Origin of the sequence: Pantoea coffeiphila, assembly GCF_016909495.1 — a bacterium.
Taxonomy (GTDB): Bacteria; Pseudomonadota; Gammaproteobacteria; order Enterobacterales; family Enterobacteriaceae; genus Erwinia; species Erwinia coffeiphila.
On the sequence record NZ_JAFBFW010000006.1, the window covers coordinates 436,498 to 459,173 of the forward strand.

The window sequence follows — 22,676 nt, forward strand, 5'->3', positions numbered from 1 at the left end:
AAATATAGTCCTTTTGCCATTCACTACATTAGTGACTAAACTTGCACTGAAGAAACATTTAAAGAAACATTTTTTTTGATTTAGTGTTTTTTCGTGATTCATTTGTCTGTACACTTGTCTTCGAAACATTAGTTGACTAAATTTAAACCAACCCAAAGGTTACGGATTCCGTTATGAGTGAAACGCTGAAAGTATTAAATAACATTCGCACCCTTCGTGCCCAGGCTCGTGAAGTCTCTTTAGTTGAACTGGAAGAGATGCTGGAAAAACTTGAAGCGGTTGTGAACGAACGACGTGAATCAGAAGCCGCTATCGCTTCTGAGATTAAAGAGAAAGAAGAGAAGCTGGCTAAATACCGTCAGATGCTGCTGGAAGACGGGATTGATTTAAGCGAACTGACCGCCGCTGATACTACCGCTGGCAAAACCCGTACCAAGCGCGCACCTCGTCCGGCTAAGTATGAATATACTGATGAAAACGGCGAAACTAAATCCTGGACCGGCCAGGGCCGCACCCCGGCTGTGATCAAGCAGGCGCTGGATGCGGGTAAATCACTGGATGATTTCCTGATCAAGTAATGATAAAGGGTCACTCTTTTGAGTGACCCTTTACTTTTCCACTTCGGCAATCGCTGACTTTTTAATCTCTTTCTATTTAAAACCCACCGCAAAACACCGACCTTTTTTTCCTGCCCAACGCGTTAACGTTGACGCTTTGATCGTCCTGGATAATCCCGAACACAGAAAAATCTGTATGTGCAGGTTGAATTTGATCCATACCCACAATATAGCACCTGGCTTTTGACGGCCGATTCGGTTTAGTGCAACCTGGCGAAAGCAAGGCCCTAATAATAGCGACATTCTGAGTGTCTGACCGACATAAAGCCGCTGCCGGGATAACCTTATTCATTACTAACATGAGTAGTAACCTCACTTTAGCCGGGTCAACCCGTCGCACCGGATGCCCGTTCAGACAAAAATACCGCCGCGAAATTTCTTATCGCCCTCATCGCGGTAAAACGGACCAGTGTTAATATTCGCACCGGCGCTGCGCATTGATTACTCCTGTTTTGAAAATATGCGACACCTGACTGACGGAAACCCAGCGGTAAAGTTAGCTTCGTTATTCCACAGCGTCAGACCGCTTTATGCGATCCAGCAGCAGTAACAGACGGTCAATATTGGCGTCTTCCGTTCGCCATGAGGAAATGCTGATACGTAAAGCGGGTTGCCCCTGCCATTGCGTCGCAGCAAACCAGGTTTCTCCAGACGCCTGAACCGCATCGCGAATACGCAGCGTCTGCTGTTGATCATCAGCACGGAACAGGACCTGGTTTAGCACCACCCGATTTAAAACCCGATAGCCCGAGGATGACAAGCCTTCGGCAACTCGCTTTGCCAGCCGACAGTGACGTTCAATCATCTCCGCCACACCCACCCTCCCCAGCGAACGCAGTGCAGCCCAGACCGGAATACCGCGCGGGCGTCGAGAGAACTCCAGCGTCAGATTTTTCTGCGCATCCTCTGCCGCCGCGGAATAAACCGCATCGCCGCGCAGGGTGGCCGAAAGAGCCGACGCATGGCGGCAAATCGCCATTGCACAGTCATAGGGTGTGTTCAGCCATTTGTGCGCGTCGGTAGTCCAGCTGTCGGCCAGCTCAATGCCCGAAGTCAGCTCGTTGAGTGATGAAGCTCTGGCCCACAGACCGAATGCACCGTCAACGTGTACCCAGCTTCCTGCCGCCTTTGCCAGCGGAATAAGCTGTGCAAAATCATCAAACTCACCGCTGTTAACCTCTCCAGCCTGCAGGCACAGAATGGTGCGGTCGTTCAGCTCCGGCAGTCGCTCTATATCCACCTGTCCTCGTTCATTCACCGGCGCGATTAACAGATGGCGCAATCCAAAACCGAGCACCCGCAGCGCCTTAATCACCGTGATATGCGCCAGCGCCGACACCACTACGCGGATCTCCGGCGCACCGATCAGCCCGTCCTGGTCAAAGTCCCAGCCCTGTTGCTTCAGCAGCTCGCGCCGGGCGGTCGCCAGGCAGCTCAGGGTACAGGCCGTGGCGCTGGTGCCAAATCCCACCGCGCTTTCGCGGGGTAAGTCGAGGATTTCCAGCAGCCAGCGCGCGGCCTGCCGCTCCAGCGTGGCGGACACCGGCGAATTATCCCAGCCGGAAGCGCACTGATCCCAGGCAATCATCAGCCGCTCGGCGGCGCTGGCCACCGGCAGAGCCGCGCCAATAACAAAGCCATAATAGTCCGCCCCGTTAGAGGCGGTAGTTGCGGGCGAGCCAACGTCATCGAGCATTGCCAGCGTGTGTTCTGGCGGATAACCGTCCAGTGGCAAAGGTTCATCAAAGCGTTTCAGTCCGGCAATCGCTTCGGCATCGGGAAAGACCCGGCGCGCAGGCAGCGAACGGGTATACTCCAGCGCGCGCTGGTCAGCCGCCGCCAGCAGTGCAAGTTCATCCATTTTTCACCTCGTGTGATTGTGTCGATAAGCCAAAAATTAGTGCCAGCAGGCTGATAGCTGCCCCGGCGAGGCACACCGCCGACCAGCCACCGTACGCGAACGCCTGCGTTGAAATCAGCGCCCCCATGCCGCTGCCTGCGGAATAAAACAGCATATAGGCAGCGATCAGCTGCGAACCTGACGCGTTCATGCCGCTAAGTAACAGGCTCTGGCTGGTCACGTGCAGCGCCTGTCCGCCGGCATCCAGCAGAAAAATGCCGATAATCAACAGTAGCAGCGAACTCTCCCCCAGCCACAGCGGCAGCCAGCTAAGCAGCAGTATCAGCAGTGAAAACCGGGTGTTGCTGCGAGCCAGCCCACGGTCGACTCGCCTGCCCGCCCGGCTGGCAATCAGCGCGCTGGCTGCCCCCACCAGCCCCAGCGCGCCGGTCTGTGCGTGGCTGAAACTCCAGGGGGATGGCGTTAACAGCAGTACCAGCGCACTCCAGAAAATCGCGAAACTGGCAAACATCAGCAGCGCCAGCACCCCGCGTATCTGCAGCTGTTTATGGTGATGCAGCAGATGCCAGAGCGCAGCGAGCGGTGCGCGTCCACCGTCTGTCTTCTGCTGCGGGAGAACGGGCAGCCGCCGCCAGAGCACGGCCGCCAATAGCGCCATCATCAGTGCAGAAGCAAAATAGACGCTGCGCCAGCCCGCAATATCGTTGACCACTCCGGCAAACACCCGAGCCAGCAGCAGCCCGATCACCACTCCGGCAGAAACGGCACCCACCGTCTGGCCACGCGAATGCTCCGGTGCCGCTGCCGCAGCAAAGGCGATCATCCCCTGAGTCATTGCGGTGCCGGTCAGTCCGGTCAGCAGCATCGCCAGCAGCAGCATCGTGGCGGAGGAGGAAACCGCCACCAGCAGCAGTGAAGCGATCAGCGCCAGAAGCTGGCCGCGCATCAGCCAACGGCGGTTGAGCCTGTCGCCCAGCGGCACCACGAACAGCAGCGCCAACAGGCAGCCCAGCTGCGTGGCGAAAATTATCGCGCCCAGCGAGGCGGAACGCAGCCCGTAGGTGATACCGAGGGTATCCAGCAGCGGCTGGGCATAATAAACGTTGGCGACGCTGAGCCCGGTAGTCGCCGTAAACAGAGTGACCTGCCAGACGGACAAACTCTGTGGCGATCCGCAGGCCGGAATAATGTGACTCACTGCTGCCTCCTGATTAGTTTCAAATTAAAACCAATTGCAGCCTGCGTGAAATGGTTTTAAAATGCAACTGAATAATTTTTAGGAGATGAAACGATGGCGGCAACTGTTTCGTTCAGCCAGTCACCCTGCCCGGTGGCGCGGAGCGTGGATCTGATCGGCGATCGCTGGATGCTGATGATCCTGCGCGACGCCTTTGACGGCAGCCGGCGATTCAGCGAATTTCAGCGCGGCCTCGGCGTGGCGCGCAATATTCTGGCGGACCGCCTGAAAAAACTGGTGGAAGCCGATCTGTTCAAGGTGCAGCCCGCCTCGGACGGCACCGCGTGGCAGGAATATGTGCTGACCGAGCGCGGCCTGGCCACGTTTCCGCTGATCGTAGCGCTGCGGCAGTTTGGCGAGAATCAGCTGTTCGGTGCCGGTGAGGCGCACTCCGAACTGCTGGAAGCCGCCAGCGGGAAAACGCTTTCCCCCCTGCGGATACTCAACCACCAGGGTGACGAGATCACCCCGGAAATGACCCGGGTGCAGAAGCTCGGCTGAGCCTTATGCAAAAAACGCAAATAGCTAGATGAATTCCTTGGTTCACCAAACCCCTTGTCAGGATTGATATTTATCGTCAGCAGATAAAACAAACTGACAATAAAGGAATTCCTCATGCGCACGACTTTCCGCCTCAACGCCCTCGCCGGCGCACTGGCGTTATTTTCCGGGGTGATTGCCGCACAGGCCGCCGATAAACCCGTTCAGGGCGGCACGCTGGTTTACCTTGAGCAGCAGGCACATACCAACCTTTATCCGCCGGCCGGTGGCTTCTATCCCAACGGCGGCATCCTGAATCAGATCACCGATAAACTGACCTGGCAGAACCCGAAAACGCTGCAAGTGGAACCGTGGATTGCGGAAAGCTGGAGCAGCAACGCGGACAAAACCGAATACACCTTTAAAATCCGCCCGGGGGTGACGTTCTCTGACGGCACGCCGCTGGATGCCAACGCGGTCGCGAAAAACTTTGATACCTACGGCCTCGGCAATAAAGCCCAGCGCCTGCCGGTGTCGGAAGTGATCAACAACTATGACCACAGTGAAGTGATCGACCCGCTGACGGTGAAGTTCTTCTTCAAAAAACCGTCGCCGGGCTTCCTGCAGGGCACCGCCACCATCGGTTCAGGCCTGGTTTCCCTCAGCACGCTGGCGCGCAATTTTGAGGCGCTGGGCGATGCCCGCCACATTATTGGTTCCGGTCCGTTTGTGGTCAGCGATGAGAAGCTGGGCCGCGAGGTGGATCTGAAGGTCCGCACGGACTACCAGTGGGGACCGAAGAACGGTTCACAGCAGGGCCGCGCCAATCTGGACGCGATTAAAATTATCGTCACCCCGGAAGACAGCGTGCGCATCGGCGCACTGCTGGCAGGCCAGGCGGGAGCCATTCGCCAGGTGCAGGCCTACGATGAAAAGCAGGCAGAACAGCAAAACTTCCCGATTTACGCGGCACCAACTCGCGGGATTAACGACAGCCTGAGCTTCCGCCCGGACAACGCGCTGGTCGCCGATGTGAAGGTGCGTAAAGCCCTGCTCCACGCCACCAACAGCCAGCAGATCGTCGACACCCTGTTCTCTCCTAACTATCCGGTGGCGAAGTCGGTGCTGGCCAGCTCGGCCGCGGGCTTCGTTGACCTCAGTGACCAGCTAAAATTTGACCCGGCGCTGGCCAACAAACTGCTGGACGAAGCGGGCTGGAAAGCGGGCAGCGACGGCATCCGTCAGAAAGACGGCCAGAAGCTGGCGCTGACGGTGTATGAATCCCTGCCGCAGCCGCAGAACAAAGAGGTCTTACAGCTGGTGGCACAGCAGTGGAAACAGGTCGGCGTCTCTCTGGCGGTGAAAGCGGGCGATGCGGGCAGTAAAACCGTCGATAACCTCGACCCGCAGAAAACCCCGGTTTCCGTCACCGAAGTGGGTCGTGCCGATCCGGACGTGGTGAAAAGCCAGTTCTATCCGACCAACCGCGATGGCCTGTTGCAGAAAGGCGGTTCGAGCAGCCTGGTGAAAACCTTCCGCGACGACAAGCTCAACGGCATTCTTGAAGGCATCGCGGCCGAAACCGATCCGCAGAAACGCCTGGCGCTGACCGGCGATGCGCAGCGCTATCTGATCGAGCAGGCCTATAACATTCCGATCTTTGAAGAACCGCAGGTGTTTGCCGGCGCACCGTGGCTCAAGGGTCTGACCTTCGAAGCCGTGGGTCGCCCGAGCTTCTACGGTGCATGGCTGGAAAAACACTGAGGTAAACAGCGATGACGGGATATTTCACTCAGCGACTGGGACAGGCTCTGCTGGTGCTGTGGGTGGCGTTTACCGTCTCCTTTGTGCTGCTACAGGTGCTGCCCGGCGATGCGATTCTGATTAAATTTCAGAACCCTGATTTAGGACTGAGCCCGGCGCAGATCGAAGAGATGCGCCAGTCTTACGGGGCCACCACGCCGCTGTGGCAGCAGTATCTGCACTCTCTCGGCAGTATGCTGCGCGGAGACTTTGGCTTCTCCGTGCAGGCCGGGGTGCCGGTCAGCGAACTGCTGGCCGAAAACTTCCCTGCCACGCTGCACCTGGCGCTGCCGGGCTTTGTGCTGGCCACGCTGCTGGCGGTGGTGATTGCCTTCAGCTCCAGCCTCACCGGGCTGCGCTGGCTGCGTAACGCCCTGCAGTCGCTGCCGTCTCTGTTTATCTCAATCCCCACCTTCTGGCTGGGGATTGCATTGATTCAGGTCTTCTCCTTCCAGCTGCGCTGGATACCGGTGATCAACCCCGGCGAGTGGGTCGGTCTGATCCTGCCGGTGATCACCCTGGCGGTGCCGATTTCAGCGCCGCTGGCGCAGATCCTGATCCGCAGTATTGATCAGGTGCAGACCCAGCCCTTTGTCGCCGTTGCCCGCGCCAAAGGAGCCAGCCAGCGGCAGGTGCTGTGGCATCACGTGGCGCGAAATGCGCTGCTGCCCGTGCTGACTATTGCCGGTCTGCTGCTGGGCGAGCTGATTGCCGGAGCGCTGATTACCGAAACGGTGTTCGGCCTCAGCGGGCTGGGCCAGCTGACTCAGCAGGCGGTGAACAATCAGGACGTGGCGGTGCTGCAGGCGATCGTGATGATTTCCGCTACCGGCTTCGTGCTGATCAATTTACTGGTCGACGTCTTCTCTCCGTTACTCGACCCACGTCTTAAGCATTATCAGAGGGCGGCATCATGAGCCTCGCCGATTTGAACAGCACACACAAATCTACCCGCCTGTACTGGCGCAACATTCTGCCACGTCAGTTTCGTCCGGGGCTGGTGCTTGCCTGGCTGGTGATTGCCATCGCCATTCTCTGGGCGCTGGTTCCCGGCTGGTTTACTGACTGGAGCGCAACCGAAGGGGTGGCCGGGGCGCAGCGCCTGGCACCGCAGGCCGGGCACTGGCTCGGCACCGATCAGCTGGGGCGCGATCTCTATGCGCGTATCGTCTGGGGCGCATCCCATTCACTGAGCGGCGCGCTGGTGGCCGTGGCGCTGGGTCTGACGGTGGGCACGCTGCTCGGCGTGATCGCCGGGGCACTGGGAGGTCGCAGCGAAAGCGTGGTCATGCGGCTGGTGGACGTGCTGCTGGCGATTCCCGGCCTGCTGCTCTCCCTGAGCATCATCATTCTGCTGGGCTTCGGCACCGTTAACGCCGCAATTGCGGTGGGGATCACCTCCATTGCCAACTTCGCCCGCCTGGCCCGCTCTGAGGTGGTTCGCGTGCGCCATTCCGAATACGTTGAGGCGGCTTACGGCAGCGGCGGCACCTTCTTCGCGGTGCTTTGGCGGCACATTTTACCGAACTCGCTGACGCCGGTGCTTGCGTTCTCCGCGCTGCAATTCGGCAGTGCAATCCTGGCGATTTCCACACTCAGCTTCCTGGGTTACGGCACACCGCCGCCTACCCCGGAGTGGGGGTTACTGATCGCCGAAGGACGTAACTATATTTCTACCGCCTGGTGGCTGACCACCTTCCCGGGGATTGTTGTGGTACTGGTGGTACTGGCCGCCAACCGCATCAGCCATCATTATTCAGGAGGCCGCCGATGAGCGAATCGACCCAACCGGTGCTCAAAGTGAACAATCTGAGCATCGCCTACCGCAGCGGCGGCGAGCAAAAACGCGTGATCCACAATGTGTCATTCAGCGTGGAGCGCGGCGAAGTGGTGGCGCTGGTCGGCGAGTCCGGTTCCGGTAAAACCACCACCGCACAGTCGATTATCGGCCTGCTGGCGGACAATGCGGTGCGCGAAGCCGGGCAAATCTGGCTGAACGGCGTGGAGATCACCCACTGGTCGCAGAAGCGCCTGGACGGCATTCGCGGTGCCGCTATCAGCCTGATCCCGCAGGACCCCGGCAGCTCGCTGAACCCGGTGAAAACCATTGGTGCGCAGGTGGAAGAGATCCTGCTGCTGCATGAACCATTATCACGCCAGCAGCGCCGCGAGCGCGTGGTGGCACTGCTGAAGCGCGTCGGGCTGTCGCATCCCGAACAGCGTGCGCAGCAGTATCCTCATCAGCTTTCCGGCGGCATGAAGCAGCGGGTGCTGATCGCCATTGCTATTGCGCTGAAACCGGCGCTGATTATCGCCGATGAGCCGACCAGCGCGCTGGATGTCACCGTGCAGAAGCGCATTCTCGATCTGATCGACGAGCTGCGCCGTGAGTCGGGTACCGCAGTGCTGTTTGTCACCCACGACCTGGCCGTGGCGGCGGCGCGTTCCGATCGCATTCTGGTTTTCCGCCACGGTGAGATCCGTGAACAGGGCAGCGCGGAAGCGATTGTCCATTCACCGCAGGATGCCTATACCCGGCAGCTGTTCGCCGATGCGCCCGCGCTTTCCGGAAGCGGTTTCGCTCCGACTCAGCGGCAGCAGTTTTCCCAGCCGGCGGTTGAGATTATTGGCCTGAACAAATATTTCTCTCTGGGTAAAGGCGAAGGCTTCCAGGCGCTGAACAACGTGTCGTTCAGCGTTCAGCGCGGTACGACGCATGCCCTGGTCGGAGAATCCGGGTCGGGCAAAACCACCCTCGCCCGCATCCTGCTTGGCTTCCAGCAGGCAGACAGCGGCAGAGTGGTGATTGACGGTATTGATGCCTCATCGCTGCGTGGCGAAGCCCTGCGCCAGCTGCGCCGCAAGATCCAGCTGGTCTATCAAAACCCGTTTGCCTCGCTCGATCCGTCACAAACGCTGTACCGGGTGATTGAAGAGCCGCTGCTGAACTACGAACCGCTGAGCCAGCAGGAACGCCGTCAGCGCGTGGAAGAAGCAGCGACCCGCGTGGCGCTGCCGCTTACCCTGCTGGAGCGCAAACCGCATGAACTTTCCGGCGGCCAGCGCCAGCGCGTGGCGATTGCCCGTGCGCTGATCCTGCGCCCGCAGATCCTGGTACTGGATGAAGCGACGTCGGCGCTGGATGTCACCATTCAGGCGCAGATCCTCACCCTGCTGCTTCAGCTACAGCAGGAACTGGGTCTGAGCTATCTGTTTATTTCACACGATCTCGCCACGGTCCGGCAGCTGGCGCACAGCGTTTCCGTGCTGCGTGCCGGGCAGCAGATCGATTACGGCAACACCGCCGAGGTGTTTAATCGCCCCGCCAGCGACTACACCCGCGAACTGATTGCCGCGATCCCCGTTTTGACTCGCGCTAAGGACACCGCATGACCGCTAAACGTCTTGGATTTTTCACCCGCCTGCTGGATAAAACCAGCGCGCAGGAACGCTATCACCTGGCCACGCTGCAAATTCAGCATGCGGAACGCTGGGGATTTGACACCGCCTGGGTCGCCCAGCACCATTTTCACGAACACGAGGGCGGTCTGCCCTCCCCGCTGCTGTTCCTCGCCAGCGTGGCTGCGCAGACGTCACGCATTCGTCTTGGCACGGCGATTATCACCCTGCCGATGGAAAACGCGCTGCGGGTAGCGGAAGATGCCGCCGTACTCGATCTGCTCAGCCATCATCGCCTGGAACTGGGTCTGGGGTCCGGCGGCACGCCCACCTCATTCCTGCCGTTCGATCTGACCTTTGAGCAGCGTGCCGACGCCTTCTCGGCCAATCTGGATACGCTGCTGCAGGCCTGGGGCAACGCACCGCTGGCTCATGAGGACAACCGACTGTATCCGGCCGCGCCCCAGCTGGCCGATCGCCTGTGGCAGGCCACGTTCTCGGTTGCCGGAGCCGCCCGTGCCGGGGCCGCCGGGCACGGGCTGATGCTGTCACGCACCCAGCCGCGCCCGGCAGGTCAGCCGGACCTGCCGCTGGATGCCATTCAGAATCCGCTGATCGATGCCTATCTGGAGGCACTGCCTTCCGGTGTTGAACCGCGCATTCTGGCCTCGCGCACCGCCTTCGTCAGCCGCGACGGCAGTGAAGCGCGCCGCCTGGCCCTGCCGGGGCTCACCGCACAGGCGGAACAACACCGTGCCGCCGGGCATGTCGTACCGGGCGATACGCTGGATGATTATATTACCGCCTTTGATGCCCATCTCGGCACGCCGGAACAGGTTGTCGCCTCGCTGCGCAGGGACAGCACCCTACCGCGCGTCACCGATATTTCGTTCCAGGTGCACTCTATCGATCCGCCGCATCAGCACATTTTAACCTCTATCGAACTGCTGGCCACCGAGGTCGCCCCGGCGCTGGGCTGGCGACCGGCCGTTAGCGCACAGAACTACAAGGAAACCGTATGACTCAGTCTCAGGATTTACTGCAAAAACTGGCCGATATTGCGGCAGACAGCCCGCTTGCGGAAGCCCGCCTGACCCGGGAAGCCGCGACTACCCATACCCAGGGCAGCTACGATGTGCTGTTTAGCGGCAATGATTCGGGCGATTTCCCGCTCTCTCTGCGCCTGGCTCTGGCAGAGCAGATTGCCCGCTGGCACGGCGAAGAAGCGCTGGCAGCGCACTATGCCGGGCGGATCACCACAGCCCCGGCAGAGGATCGGCTGGCCTCCGCACTGGCACACTCCGAGCTGCTGACCTTTAAACCGGCCTGCGCAGAACCGGCACACCTGCAGGCGCTGGAACAGGCGGGCTGGAGTAAAGAAGCCATTGTGACCCTTTCTCAGCTGGTGGCGTTTGTCAGCTTCCAGAGCCGACTGCTGCGCGGTTACCGCCTGCTGAACGGCGAGAACGGTTCGGCGGCCAGCTCACAGCCGGTTACTGCGGCCGCCTGGCGCACCGAACCACAGACCCTGAGCGGGAAAAATGCGCCACCGGCCTTTACGCGTGAAGAGCTGGGCTGGGAGCCATGGCTGGCAGCCAAACCGCTGGCCGAGTTCAATGCGCTGGAAAAAGCCACGCTGGCCAAGTTCGGCCACACTGATTCTGATTACTTCCGCCTGCTGGCGCGCAATCTGCCGCTGCTGGAACAGCGCACGCTGACCGATAAGGGGATTTTCTTCACCTCCGGCGGGCTGCCGCGCAAGGAGCGAGAGCTGGCCGCCACCGTCGCCAGTAAGGTCAACGGCTGTATTTTTTGCGCCTCAGTTCACGCCCGTAAGGCCGCGCAGCTGTCGAAACAACCGGAAGACATTCAGCGCCTGATTGATACCGCCCCCGGTAAACCACTGGCGGTGGATCAGTCCCCGCGCTGGCTGGCGCTGATCGACCTGGCCGCTTCGCTTTCCGCCACCCCGCCAACGGCCAATGTTAAGCAGCTGGCTACCCTGCGTGAACAGGGGCTGAGCGAACTGGAACTGGTGGATCTGATCCAGTCTACGGCGTTCTTCGCCTGGGCTAACCGCCTGATGCTGACTCTCGGCGAGCCGTACACCGAAACCGTCTGACTTGACAGGGGAGCGCACGCTCCCCTTTTCACAGGAGCGATAAATGTCACAACTGCAACCCGCACTGGATCACGTGGTGATCAACGTCGGCCCACAGCTGGATGAGGCGGCAGCGCTGTTTCAGCGTCTCGGTTTCCAGCTTACCGCACGCGGCCACCACTCGCTGGGTTCAAGTAATCACCTGGCGATTTTCGACAATAACTACCTTGAACTGCTCGGTTATGAACCGGATCGCGGCAATCTGCGCCGCGATCTGTGGCAATCGCCGATTGGCCTTTCCGGGCTGGTGTGGAAAACCAACGATGCCGATGCGGTGTACCAGCATCTGCAACAGCAGCAGCTGGCCGATACGCCACCGGGGTCGTTTTTCCGTCCGGTCACCCTGCCGGACGGCAGTGAGACGGAAGCCCGTTTTCGTACCGTCAGACTGCATGCCGATCGCGTACCGAACGGCCGCAGCTTCTTCTGCCAGCATCTGACTCCAGACGCGGTTTGGCAGAAAGACTGGCAGGTACATTCGAACGGCGTCACGCAGATCCGTGAATTCGTTATCGCAGCGGATCATCCCGGACAGGCCGCCGAGGTTTATCTTCAGCTGTTCCCTTCCGTGGCGCTACAGGAAACGGAAAGCGGTGAACGGGTCATTGATGCAGGCGTGGCGCGGATACGCTTTGTTCCGACCGAGGCGGCGAAAGCCGAGTTCGGCACGCTGCCGGACGACTACAACGGTTCGGCCAGAATGGTGGCGCTAAGCCTGCACAGCACCTCGCTGGAACAGGTGAAAAACAGCCTGTCCCAAAGCGGTATTCTCTTCCATGAGGATCGGCAGGGCGTTCGCGTTGATGCCCGGCACGCATTCCAGCTGGCGCTGCGCTTTACGCAGTAAACCGAGGCGAAAAGGTCAGTACAGCGGCATGGGTCACACGGACCAGGCAGGTCAGGCAGGTCAGGCAGGTCAGGCAGGTCAGGCAGGTCAGGCAGGTCAGGCAGGTCAGGCAGGTCAGGCAGGTCAGAATCGCTCAGACCGGTCGTAAAAATAGCGGGCATTGGCCCGCTGTTTAATTTTACCCGTCGGCAAAAAAACGGTGCTTAGCCGAGATACTCGATAATCGACAGGCCGCCGTTATAGTCGGTACTGTAGATAATGCCCGCGGCATCTACAAACACATCACACGACTGGATCACCTGCGGGCGTCCCGGCCTTGTATCCATCATTTTTTCCGGGGCGGCAGGCACCAGCGCACCGGTTTCCACCGGCTGATACGGATTGCTGATGTCGTAGGCACGCACGCCCGCATTCTGCCAGGTAGCAAAGATCAGCGATGAGCTGACAAAGCTTCCCGGGCGGTTTTCATGCAGGTTGTGCGGACCAAAGTGCGCCCCTTTCGCCACGTAGTCGATTTCACCCGGCTGCGGGAAGGTCGAAATGCTGATCGGATTGGACGGTTCGCGAATATCAAACAGCCAGATATGCTTCTCCCCGTCTTCCTGGTTATCCAGCACCGCTTCATCCAGCACCACCAGCAGATCGCGATCCGGCAGCGGCAGCGCGGTATGCGTTCCGCCACCGAACGGCGGGCTCCAGTTGCGGTGGCTTATCAGCGTCGGCTGGCTGCGATCGCTGACGTCCAGCAGCGTCAGGCCGCCGTCACGCCAGCTGCCGTAGGCGGTATCGCCGCTGATAATCGCATGATGCAGCGCATAGCGTTTACCTTCCGGCCAGTCGGGCTGTTCGCCTTCTGCGGCGTTCATGCCCGGCAGCCACCAGCGGCCTGCCACCTCCGGCTTTTGCGGATTGGCGAGGTCGATGGTCAGGAAGATATAGTCGGTAAAACCGTCCAGCAGCGCGGACACGTAGGCCCAGCGGCCGCCCACATACCAGATGCGGTGAATACCAATACCGTTCAGCGGCAGGAAGCTGATTTCACGCGGGCGATCGGGGATGGAAATATCAAAAATGCGCAGACCGGCGCTCCAGCCCTTATCCTGCACATCGCTGACCGTCTCCCCCACCGAGCGGGTGTAATACACCTTCTCATCGGCAAATCGCACGTCGGCAAACAGGTCGCGGGCGTTGATCACCAGCAGCAGATCGTCATGCGCCTGGAGATGCACATTCCACGTTCCCGGCGGCGCGGCAATATAACCTGCCGGCCGGGGGTTTTTCGCATCACGGACATCAATAATCGAAAAACCGGAAGAAACCATATGGCCCACGTAGGCGTAGCCACGGTGAACCATGACCTGTACACCGTCCGGTCGCCCACCCTGGTCGCTGTGACCAATCAGGCGCATGTTCCGGCTGAATTCCGGGATCGGTAAACTGTCTGACACGGTATCGTCCTTACTTTTTGTATTTCGCTTCCAGGGTGGCGAACCACGGTGCCACGAAGTCTTCGGTCTGGCCCCAGCCCGGGATGATTTTGCTCAGGCCCGCCACGTTAACCGGGCCAGGCTGGGCTGCCAGCAGCGCCTGCGGAATAGTGGTGGCTTTGAACTCGTAGCTGTCCGGCGTGGCTTCACCCGCCAGTTTCAGCGCCACCAGGCGCACGTTGGTGGCACCGATCAGTTTTGGATCGACCGCCGCAGTGACTTTCCACGGGCTGCCGGCTTCACGCATCAGCTGCAGATCCTGGTTGGAAACGTCGATGCTGTAGAGTTTGATTTCGGTACGGCCATTCTCTTTCAGCGCCTTCATCGCACCCTGGCTGAAGGCGTCCCAGGTTCCCCAGATCGCATCCACTTTGCCTTTCGGGTATTTGGCCAGCAGCGCGCCCACTTTATTGGCGGTATCACCCTGCACATCGGAGGAAACAGCACCGACGGATTCCAGCTCGTGGATACCCGGGTTTTCCTGCAGCAGCTGCTTATAAGCGGCCTGACGACGTTCCATCGGCGGGAAACCGGCAACCCACAGTTTGATGATGTTGGCTTTACCGTTGTGATCCTGCACCAGCTGACCGAAGGAGAGTTTGGTCAGCGAGGCATCGTCCTGCTGGGTAACGGTCGCGCCCGGAATAGTGCCGTCAACGGAGGTATCAAACACCGACACCGCAATGCCGCTGTCGACGATCTTTTTAATCAGCGGTGCGGCATACGGCGCGCGCCCCTGTGACAGAATGATCCCATCATACTTCTGGCTGATCGCCTGGTTGACGAAATCCTGGAATTTCGCGTCGTCACCGTTGGTTAAAAAAGTACTGACCTTAAAGCCCAGCGCTTTACCCTGCTGGATCGCGCCCTGAACGAACTGTGTGGTGTTATCGTCAGAACCGAGGTTACGGATCACGGCGATACGCACCGGGCCATCATGGCTGGCAATTTTCTCCGGTACCGGAGTCGGCGTGGCGGCATGAACGGGCAGAGCGCTGGCAACTAACAGAGCCAGTACGGAAAAAATTGGTTTCATCAGAGATCCCTGTGGCAAAAAGTAAACTGGAGAATAAACGGCACGATATGTCACTTTTTCATGCCTGTAACTGACTGACAAAGAAGTAAAAGGAATAAGTAACTATAAAAAAAGTATTAGCCTGTGGCAGAGGCTCTACAGCAGGATAGAGGCAAAGAAACACTAAGGATTATCATGGACATTACTGCAATTCAGGTCGTTCCCGGCCCCGCTAACTACTATTCCCATCCCGGCGCACTGACGCGTCTGGCAGATTTCTATAGCGAAGAACAACTTTCACATGCCGTGTGGCTTTACGGCGAGCGAGCAATTCATGCCGCGCGACCTTTCCTGCCTGCGGCATTCTCACAGAACGGCGCGCGACACCTGCAATACGGCGGTCACTGTACCGACCCCGATCTTGCCGAGCTGGCACAGGCTGCCGGTGACGATCGCCAGGTGGTGATTGGCGTGGGCGGCGGTGCGCTGCTGGATACCGCCAAGGCGCTGGCGCGCCGCCTTAATCTGCCGTTTGTTGCCATTCCTACCATCGCCGCCACCTGCGCCGCCTGGACGCCGCTTTCGGTGTGGTACAACGCAGCCGGCCAGGCCTCGCACTACGAAATATTCAACGATGCGAATCACCTGGTGCTGGTGGAGCCGGAAATCCTGCTGCAGGCCCCGGTTGAATATCTGCTGGCCGGGATCGGCGATACGCTGGCGAAGTGGTATGAAGCCGTGGTGCTGGCACCCGAACCCAAAAAACTGCCGCTGACCGTACGTCTGGGCATTGATACTGCTGCCACCCTGCGCGATGTGCTGCTGGGGCAGAGTGAAGCCGCGCTGGCTGACCAGCAGAAAGGCGTGCTGAGTCAGGATTTCATGGACGTGATTGACGCCATCATCGCCGGCGGCGGCATGGTAGGCGGCCTCGGCGAACGCTATACGCGTATCGCGGCAGCGCATGCTGTGCATAACGGTCTGACCATTCTGCCGCAAACGGCACGCTATCTGCACGGTACTAAAGTGGCCTACGGTATTCTCGTGCAGTGCGCGTTGCTGTCCGAAGAAGCCGCCACGCGTCAGCTGATTGCGGCCTATCAGCGCTTCAATCTGCCAACCACGCTGGCGGCGCTGGGCGTGGACGTCAACGATCCGGCCCAGATCGATCCGGTCATCGCGCACACCCTGCGTCCGAAAGAATCGATCCATGCGCTGCCGATCCCCGTTACGCCGGACAGCCTGCGTGCAGCGTTCCTTCACGTTGAGTCCTTAGGTCAGTAAAACGCAGAGTCGGCTCATCTTACCCAGGGTGAGCCAGATATTTATCCACAGAATCGGGGGATAATTCAGTGAGTAACTGTATTAAACCTGAGAAGAAACACCTCGTAAAAATCATTAACGATTTGATAGCTGGTGGTTTTTTTTATTTGTGAATCGGCCAGGGGTGAACGAACGCCGTGGCCGATTTTATCACCGATATTTCAGACTAATCCGGGAACCCTGCGTGACAATGTCACGAAAATCATGCTGCGCGATGGGGCATGGAGACAAAGGCATTTTTTGCTATTCTGTCAGCGCGACTTTCCCGTCAGAAGCCTAATGAGTAAACCATGATGAAGGACAGAACAGATATGGCGCAGTCCCGTGAAGATAAAACCAAAATTATCGGCGTGGTCAGCGATGAATTTACCAATCCCTACACCGTCACCCTGCTGAATGAGCTGAGCCGTCAGTTAAACCAGCGCGGCTGCGTTACGCTGCTGCTGAACGTTAACTCACGTGACGGCTTGCAGGCTGCGTTGAGCAGTGCAGCCGCGTTAAAGCCTGATGCACTGATTTTCCTCTCTTCCCTTTTCAGCGACGAGTTGCGTATTGCCGCCGATATTCTGCCACAGGTTCCGGCCATTTATATCGGCAGTGCTGCACCAGACGCTACGGCAGACAGCATCGGCGTTGATGGCCACACCGCCGGTAAGCAGGTTGCCAGGCTGCTAAGTTCACAGGGCTATTCCCGTTTCGGTTATCTGCAGGCGCAGGACTCCGCACCGCTGCCGCAACAGGCAGGCTACAGCGAAGGGCTGACGGCAGCACATCATTCCGTCAAACAGGTGCTGACCGCCGGAGGCTTCGATCGTGAACACGCCTGGCGCGCCACGCTGGCATACCTGAAGCAAACCTGGGCTTCCGAACGTATCGATGCCCTGTTCTGTGACAACGACGAGCTGGCGTTTGGCGCACTACAGGCAGTGCGTGACTTTGGCGAACGAGTTCACGTTGGCGTTGTTGGATCTGGCGACACCAGTGAAGCGCACTCCGCAACCTGGCATCTCACCAGTCTGTCACAGCGCAGCGATCTGCTGGTTGGCGAAGCGCTCAGCCGCCTGCTGGATAACCACAGCGATCCGGAAGGCGCATGGCGTCATGGAGAACTGAAAGTCCGACATTCACACCTGAGCCGCGAAACCTTCAGTGAGCCCTCGCAGTGTGGCTGCGCCAGCCGTCATTGATCCAACGATGACAGCGCTACGATCCTTTCCATCCTGAAAAACAGCCCGGAGCCGATTCCGGGCTGTTTTCTTTCATACCAAAACCGATCCCGGCTAAAGATCCTTTTAACATCCACTGTAGTAAGAGGATTCACTTTGAATATCCACTGTAGAGAGAAGTACGCTGAAATAACTACTGTGGAGAGTATTAACCACTATAGAGAGTGATAACCACTGCAACGAGTAGATAACCACTGTGGTGAGAGCACTATCCACTATGATGAGTAACGGCGAAATAAAGTGGGTTTAAAGAGGTGGAAACTTAAATGTTAGTAATTACTAACATGCGATATAACAAGGCATTACAGGTTAGTGGTCACCAGGGCGGCGCGGAATAACCACTGTAGAGAGTAACACCACTCATTACAGTGGTTACCCTACTCTCTACAGTGGTGGTTATTGATGGGAGGAAGTAAGATCGCTCACTACAGTGGATAGTGAATTGACGATCTTCTCTCTACAGTGGTTAATTAATCAGGATTTGCGGCCCTTGCGGATCTTCTCCAGCAGCTCCAGCTCTTCACGGGAGAGCATCACCATCTCCCCTTCTTTCTCTGTGCTGTCCGGGATGTCATCAAACTCGTCTTCGCCAATGTCAGGCAGACTAAGCGGGATGTCCGCCGGGCGCAGCTTTGGCCGTCTGTAGTGGATAACAAAGTACACCACTTTGCCGCGCTTCACTTCGGTATAGTCGAGGTAGCCAATTTCTTTCAGCTGCTCCATCGCCTTACGCACCGTGGCATTCTGCGTGATCGTTCGCGAGGTCAGATTCAGCCTTGCCCGCAGGCGAGCCATAGAGATCGGTGCCGGTGAAGGCGGCAGGCTTTCAATAAACGTATAGAGTGCCTGCGCGGACTCTTTACGCGAAAGTTCATTGATCGCCCTGAGCTGCAGCAGCACCTTTTTATCAAACTGATACAGCTCAAAGATCTTCGGATCGGCCTGAAGCGTTACCGAGTCATTTTTGGTGCTGTACTTCGCCGACTGAACCAGGTGAGTCACGTAGTACTCCCCTTCTTTGCTGCTGAAAGCAATGGTGTTGGTCGCAATGCGCGTCAGAGACGCATCCAGACGGCTTCTGAGCCGCGCAGAGGACCTGACCGAGGGTATCCCACAGAGTTTGGCAAAATCGATGAAGGGCAGCGTTACGCTGTCTCCCAGCACCTTGTATTTAGCAAACGCATGAATGATCCCGACCCAGGTCTTAAAGTCATTGTCCATATCCAGTCGGGCACCGGTGATCTTTATATTCTCATACCCTTCCGACTTGACGATCGACAGCTGCTTTAACTCTTCCGTGACGTCCATCGTCGACATCTGGTTCTTACGCCCGCGCGCGGTGGATTTCAGCGTGGGAACAAACAGCCCCAGCCGCATCAGCGCCACGGGCTGCACGGTATTGTTGGTGTTAGGCGTGAGGTTGATAACTTCGCCGGTGCGTTTATCCGTTTCACTGAAAGCGTCGGCTATCATTTTGTTTTCTGGATCTTTATCCGGCATTTTTCACATTCCGTAAACTCACAGGCGAGGATCGCGATTACTGGTTACAGTGGATACTAACACTCACTATAGCGGATGTTCTACTTACTACAGAGGTTTTATTACTTCCCACAGTGGTTAGTTTACTCACCACAGTGGATAACAACCCCTTCCAGGAGCAGGTGTAGCGCGGCCTGAGCGCATGCAGGGATCTTTATGGTTCTTATAAGGTTCTTTATGGATCTTGTTACTGGATCTAAGCAGTGGATAAAATTACGTTATTTCAGGTCTGAAAACTGTGGAAAAGATCCGGTAACGACAGATCCGGATTTGTCTGTTCACTTAACATCCCGCCACCGCCGCATTTCTGAACGAATTCAGACCCGATAAGGTTATTCACCGCGATCTCACTCCTTTCCTCACTACAGTGGTTTTGATCTACTCTCTTCAGCCGTTGTCCGGCTCTCTACAGCGGTTGTTTTACTTACCGTAGCGGTTATTTTACTCCTTACAGTGGATAACGATCGGGTCTGAGGCCAGACAGGACAAGGGCTGCGAGGGTGCGGGGATCTTCTTGGATCTATTTATGATCTATTGAGGATCTAATTATTGGATCTGGCCTGTGAATAACGGGGAAAAAATACACAATCCCGGTGTGAATATGAGTAAAACAACGATCTTTTCTTTCAGTCATCCATTTAGAGATAAAAGCCACCTTTATGTTGATAATTATCTTCGTATGTAGGATTATTGATTTTAAGACGATAAGCTACATAAGTGGAGACATTGATGAATATGGATTCGCATCAGACTGAAAAGATCGCCCAGCGGGCAGGTAAAATGCTGACTTCTCTGACTGAACACATTCAGGCACAGAAAGAAGAAATGCGTGAGAACGAATACTTTCAGGTCTACGCCAAAGCCGCACTGGCGAAACTGCCTAAACTGACTCGTGCAAACGTTGATTATGCCGTCAGTGAAATGGAAGAAAGCGGTTATGTTTTTGATAAACGCGCTGCAGGATCGTCAACGAAGTATGCGATGACTATCCAGAATATTGTGGATATCTATCAGCACCGCGGTGTACCAAAATACCGTGACCGTCATGCAGAAGCGCTGACCGTATTCGTCGGCAACCTGAAAGGCGGCGTGTCAAAAACCGTCTCCACCGTTTCTCTGGCGCATGCGATGCGTGCTCACCCTCACCTTCTGTTTGAAGATCTGCGCATTCTGGTTATCGATCTCGATCCTCAGTCTTCAGCCACCATGTTCCTTAACCACACAAGAGCTGTGGGTATTGTGGAAACCACTTCCGCACAGGCGATGTTACAGAACGTCAGCCGTGAAGAGCTGCTGGAAGAATTTATCGTCAGCTCGGTCGTACCCGGTGTCGATGTACTGCCCGCCTCGATTGACGATGCTTTCATTGCTTCCGGTTGGGAAGGTCTGTGTAGTGAACATCTGCCAGGTCAGAATCCGCACGCCGTTCTGCGGGAAAATGTCATCGACAAATTAAAGTCAGATTATGACTTTATCTTTGTTGATAGTGGACCCCATCTTGATGCGTTTCTGAAAAATGCTATTGCCGCTGCGGATCTGTTAATGACTCCAGTGCCACCGGCGCAGGTTGATTTTCACTCAACGCTTAAATACCTGACACGTTTGCCAGAGCTCGTCAGCATTATTGAATCCTCCGGCTGCGGTTGCCGCCTGCTCGGCAATATTGGCTTTATGTCCAAACTGTCTAACAAACCGGATCACAAAGTTTGTCACAGCCTGGCAAAAGAGATCTTCGGCGGCGATATGCTGGACGTTGCCCTTCCCCGCCTTGATGGCTTCGAACGCTGCGGCGAATCCTTCGATACCGTTATTTCTGCCAACCCGGCGACCTACATCGGCAGCAGCGAGGCGTTAAAAAATGCCCGTGCCGCAGCCGAAGACTTCGCCAAAGCGGTCTTTGATCGCATTGAATTTATTCGCATTAACTGAGGTGCCTGATGAACATTAAACGAAATACTATCGGGCGCACCTTCAGTGCGCCGGTATTAAACAGCGAACCGCAAGCAGAACCGGTCAAACAAATATTTACGCTGTCATCAGGCAAAAAAGCCGTTTTTACCCGCGTTACCGTTGCGGCAGCGGATGTCGCCAGCAAAACGTTCGTGGTTCAGGAAACCAACGGGCGTGACCAGGCCGCGCTGACGCCTGAGTCCCTGGAAGGCATTACCCGCACACTGCGCCTACAGCAATTTTTCCCGGCGATTGGCGTGCGCAAAGGTGAGACGATTGAGATCCTCGACGGATCGCGCCGTCGTGCTTCTGCCATTCTATGTAACGTCGGGCTGGATGTACTGGTCACTGATGTACCGCTGACCGCTGCCGAAGCCCGGAACCTGGCGCAGGATATTCAGACCGCGCGCGAGCACAACATTCGCGAAGTCGGTCTCCGTCTGCTGGCGCTCAAAGAGAGCGGGCTGACGCAGAAAGAGATCGCCGAAGACGAAAATCTCTCTCAGGCGAAAGTCACCCGAGCACTGCAGGCCGCCAGCGTTTCCGCTGAGCTGCTGTCGATTTTCCCGGTGCAGTCTGAGCTGACCTACGGCGATTACAAGAACCTGCTGGCTGCGGAAGAGATGCTGACCACGATGGATATTTCCGTGCCGGAGCTGCTCGATAACATCGGTAGCGCGGTGGAAAGCATCCGCGCTCAGTCATCTCTGGCTGAAGATGAAGTGAAGAATAAAATCATCGCAGAAATCAGAAAGGAAGCCGCCTTACTGGTGATGACCCCTGAGAAGGATAAAGTTGTCACCACGCCGCTGTGGGACTTCAGTGACAAGAACCGCTATGCGCGCAAAAAGACGCGTGGACGCACCTTTAGCTATGAGTTCAATCGCCTGCCAACAGATTTACAGAGTGCGATAGACAGCGCCATCGCTGCGGTACTGGCTAAGCATTTGAAGGGCTGATTTTCATTCTTCCCTGCATCGGCAACTCCAGAGAGGGTCAATGATGCAGGGTGTTTCTATTGATTTCCCGTCATTGAATTTCACGCCTTTCTCCCCATCGATTTCACTATTAATTTACTGTTTTTAAAGGAATTTCATTTTGAATTTCACGGTGAAATCTCCATAATTTCACTGCCTCAAGCCTCAAGCCTCAAGCCTCAAGCCTCAAGCCTCAAGCCTCAAGCCTCAAGCCTCAAGCCTCAAGCCTCAAGCCTCAAAGAAGATGGAGCTGAGTATCAGGTATCAGGTATCAGGTATCAGGTTTTTAATATTGAGGTACTAAGTATCGAACACCAAGCATCGAGCGTAAGGATTCATGCGCAGATTTAATTATAAGTTCTTGCATGTAAAAACATAAAAATTAACTGCCTGACTGCCTGACTGCCTGACTGCCTGACTGCCTGACTGCCTGACTGCCTGACTGCCTGACTGCCTGACTGCCTGACTGAGCAAGTGAGCATATAGCTCCAGTAAACGAGTAAATCGCATTACGCCATGGGCTTATCTCAAGCCGCTCAGAACTCTTCCCACATTGATAGATGTACACCCTTGCAAGCTTTGAAGGATGGAAATATTAACGTTAAAAAAACACTTACGTGCATAGTAAATTGAGCGGGCTGGGCGAAAATACTGAAGAGCTGAAGAGCTGAAGAGCTGAAGAGCTGAAGAGCTGAAGAGCTGAAGAGCTGAAGAGCTGAAGAGCTGAAGAGCTGAAGAGCTGAAGAGCTGAAGA

Annotated in this window: 19 protein-coding genes; 13 read left to right on the forward strand and 6 right to left on the reverse strand. The window is 56.9% G+C overall.

Annotated features, from left to right (window positions below; genetic code table 11):
• The first annotated feature begins 173 nt into the window (after positions 1 to 173).
• Complete coding sequence (locus JOE09_RS20755) at positions 174 to 578, forward strand: H-NS family histone-like protein (protein WP_205067114.1); 405 nt, start codon at positions 174 to 176, stop codon at positions 576 to 578.
• Positions 579 to 1,122: 544 nt separating this feature from the next.
• On the opposite strand, the gene JOE09_RS20760 is transcribed toward JOE09_RS20755, so the two are convergent.
• Both JOE09_RS20760 and JOE09_RS20765 read right to left on the reverse strand, forming a co-directional pair.
• Positions 1,123 to 2,478 carry a pyridoxal phosphate-dependent decarboxylase family protein gene (locus tag JOE09_RS20760; protein ID WP_205067115.1) on the reverse strand — a complete coding sequence of 452 codons (1,356 nt, stop codon included), beginning with the start codon at positions 2,476 to 2,478 and terminating at the stop codon, positions 1,123 to 1,125.
• On the reverse strand, positions 2,471 to 3,676 hold the full coding sequence (locus JOE09_RS20765) for an MFS transporter (protein ID WP_205067116.1): 1,206 nt from the start codon (positions 3,674 to 3,676) through the stop codon (positions 2,471 to 2,473). The genes JOE09_RS20760 and JOE09_RS20765 overlap by 8 nt, the downstream gene beginning before the upstream one ends.
• A 93-nt stretch (positions 3,677 to 3,769) precedes the next feature.
• On the opposite strand from JOE09_RS20765, the gene JOE09_RS20770 reads away from it, so the two are divergent.
• From JOE09_RS20770 to JOE09_RS20805, 8 genes are all read left to right on the forward strand, one after another.
• On the forward strand, positions 3,770 to 4,216 hold the full coding sequence (locus JOE09_RS20770; RefSeq protein ID WP_200559269.1) for a winged helix-turn-helix transcriptional regulator: 447 nt from the start codon (positions 3,770 to 3,772) through the stop codon (positions 4,214 to 4,216).
• 114 nt (positions 4,217 to 4,330) lie between these two features.
• Positions 4,331 to 5,959, forward strand: coding sequence for a TIGR04028 family ABC transporter substrate-binding protein (locus tag JOE09_RS20775; protein ID WP_205067117.1), 1,629 nt, complete (start codon positions 4,331 to 4,333; stop codon positions 5,957 to 5,959).
• Positions 5,960 to 5,970: 11 nt separating this feature from the next.
• Positions 5,971 to 6,915 (forward strand): ABC transporter permease, encoded by a 945-nt coding sequence (locus tag JOE09_RS20780; protein ID WP_205067118.1) that lies wholly within the window; start codon positions 5,971 to 5,973, stop codon positions 6,913 to 6,915.
• Complete coding sequence (locus JOE09_RS20785; protein ID WP_205067119.1) at positions 6,912 to 7,772, forward strand: ABC transporter permease; 861 nt, start codon at positions 6,912 to 6,914, stop codon at positions 7,770 to 7,772. The genes JOE09_RS20780 and JOE09_RS20785 overlap by 4 nt, the downstream gene beginning before the upstream one ends.
• Entirely contained in the window at positions 7,769 to 9,391 is a 1,623-nt protein-coding gene (locus tag JOE09_RS20790) for a dipeptide ABC transporter ATP-binding protein (protein ID WP_205067120.1), read from the forward strand. Before JOE09_RS20785 ends, JOE09_RS20790 begins: the two co-directional genes overlap by 4 nt.
• Positions 9,388 to 10,419 (forward strand): putative FMN-dependent luciferase-like monooxygenase, encoded by a 1,032-nt coding sequence (locus JOE09_RS20795; RefSeq protein WP_205067121.1) that lies wholly within the window; start codon positions 9,388 to 9,390, stop codon positions 10,417 to 10,419. The genes JOE09_RS20790 and JOE09_RS20795 overlap by 4 nt, the downstream gene beginning before the upstream one ends.
• Positions 10,416 to 11,519: an alkylhydroperoxidase domain protein gene (locus JOE09_RS20800; RefSeq protein ID WP_205067122.1), complete on the forward strand. Its 1,104-nt coding sequence runs from the start codon at positions 10,416 to 10,418 to the stop codon at positions 11,517 to 11,519. Before JOE09_RS20795 ends, JOE09_RS20800 begins: the two co-directional genes overlap by 4 nt.
• A gap of 43 nt (positions 11,520 to 11,562) precedes the next feature.
• On the forward strand, positions 11,563 to 12,405 hold the full coding sequence (locus JOE09_RS20805; RefSeq protein WP_205067123.1) for a VOC family protein: 843 nt from the start codon (positions 11,563 to 11,565) through the stop codon (positions 12,403 to 12,405).
• A gap of 203 nt (positions 12,406 to 12,608) precedes the next feature.
• On the opposite strand, the gene JOE09_RS20810 is transcribed toward JOE09_RS20805, so the two are convergent.
• Both JOE09_RS20810 and JOE09_RS20815 read right to left on the reverse strand, forming a co-directional pair.
• Positions 12,609 to 13,814, reverse strand: a complete 1,206-nt coding sequence (locus JOE09_RS20810) for an LVIVD repeat-containing protein (RefSeq protein ID WP_205067151.1) — start codon at positions 13,812 to 13,814, stop codon at positions 12,609 to 12,611.
• A 49-nt stretch (positions 13,815 to 13,863) separates the two neighbouring features.
• Complete coding sequence (locus JOE09_RS20815) at positions 13,864 to 14,928, reverse strand: sugar ABC transporter substrate-binding protein (RefSeq protein ID WP_200545007.1); 1,065 nt, start codon at positions 14,926 to 14,928, stop codon at positions 13,864 to 13,866.
• A gap of 174 nt (positions 14,929 to 15,102) precedes the next feature.
• Here JOE09_RS20815 and JOE09_RS20820 point away from each other — a divergent pair, with 174 nt between their 5' ends.
• Entirely contained in the window at positions 15,103 to 16,191 is a 1,089-nt protein-coding gene (locus JOE09_RS20820) for an oxidoreductase (RefSeq protein ID WP_205067124.1), read from the forward strand.
• Between the two features lie 329 nt (positions 16,192 to 16,520).
• Complete coding sequence (locus JOE09_RS20825) at positions 16,521 to 17,417, forward strand: substrate-binding domain-containing protein (RefSeq protein ID WP_239553206.1); 897 nt, start codon at positions 16,521 to 16,523, stop codon at positions 17,415 to 17,417.
• Positions 17,418 to 17,930: 513 nt separating this feature from the next.
• Here the strand turns inward: JOE09_RS20825 and JOE09_RS20830 are convergent.
• Entirely contained in the window at positions 17,931 to 18,956 is a 1,026-nt protein-coding gene (locus tag JOE09_RS20830) for a RepB family plasmid replication initiator protein (RefSeq protein ID WP_105591681.1), read from the reverse strand.
• Positions 18,957 to 19,730: 774 nt separating this feature from the next.
• Here JOE09_RS20830 and JOE09_RS20835 point away from each other — a divergent pair.
• Together JOE09_RS20835 and JOE09_RS20840 are read left to right on the forward strand one after the other, a co-directional pair.
• Positions 19,731 to 20,924, forward strand: a complete 1,194-nt coding sequence (locus JOE09_RS20835; RefSeq protein WP_200545069.1) for an AAA family ATPase — start codon at positions 19,731 to 19,733, stop codon at positions 20,922 to 20,924.
• Positions 20,925 to 20,932: 8 nt separating this feature from the next.
• A complete protein-coding gene (locus JOE09_RS20840; RefSeq protein WP_205067125.1) occupies positions 20,933 to 21,904 on the forward strand; it encodes a ParB family protein in 972 nt (323 codons plus the stop codon).
• A 554-nt stretch (positions 21,905 to 22,458) separates the two neighbouring features.
• Here the strand turns inward: JOE09_RS20840 and JOE09_RS20845 are convergent.
• Positions 22,459 to 22,676: hypothetical protein (locus tag JOE09_RS20845; RefSeq protein ID WP_205067126.1), on the reverse strand; the 218-nt coding region annotated here is incomplete at its 5' end.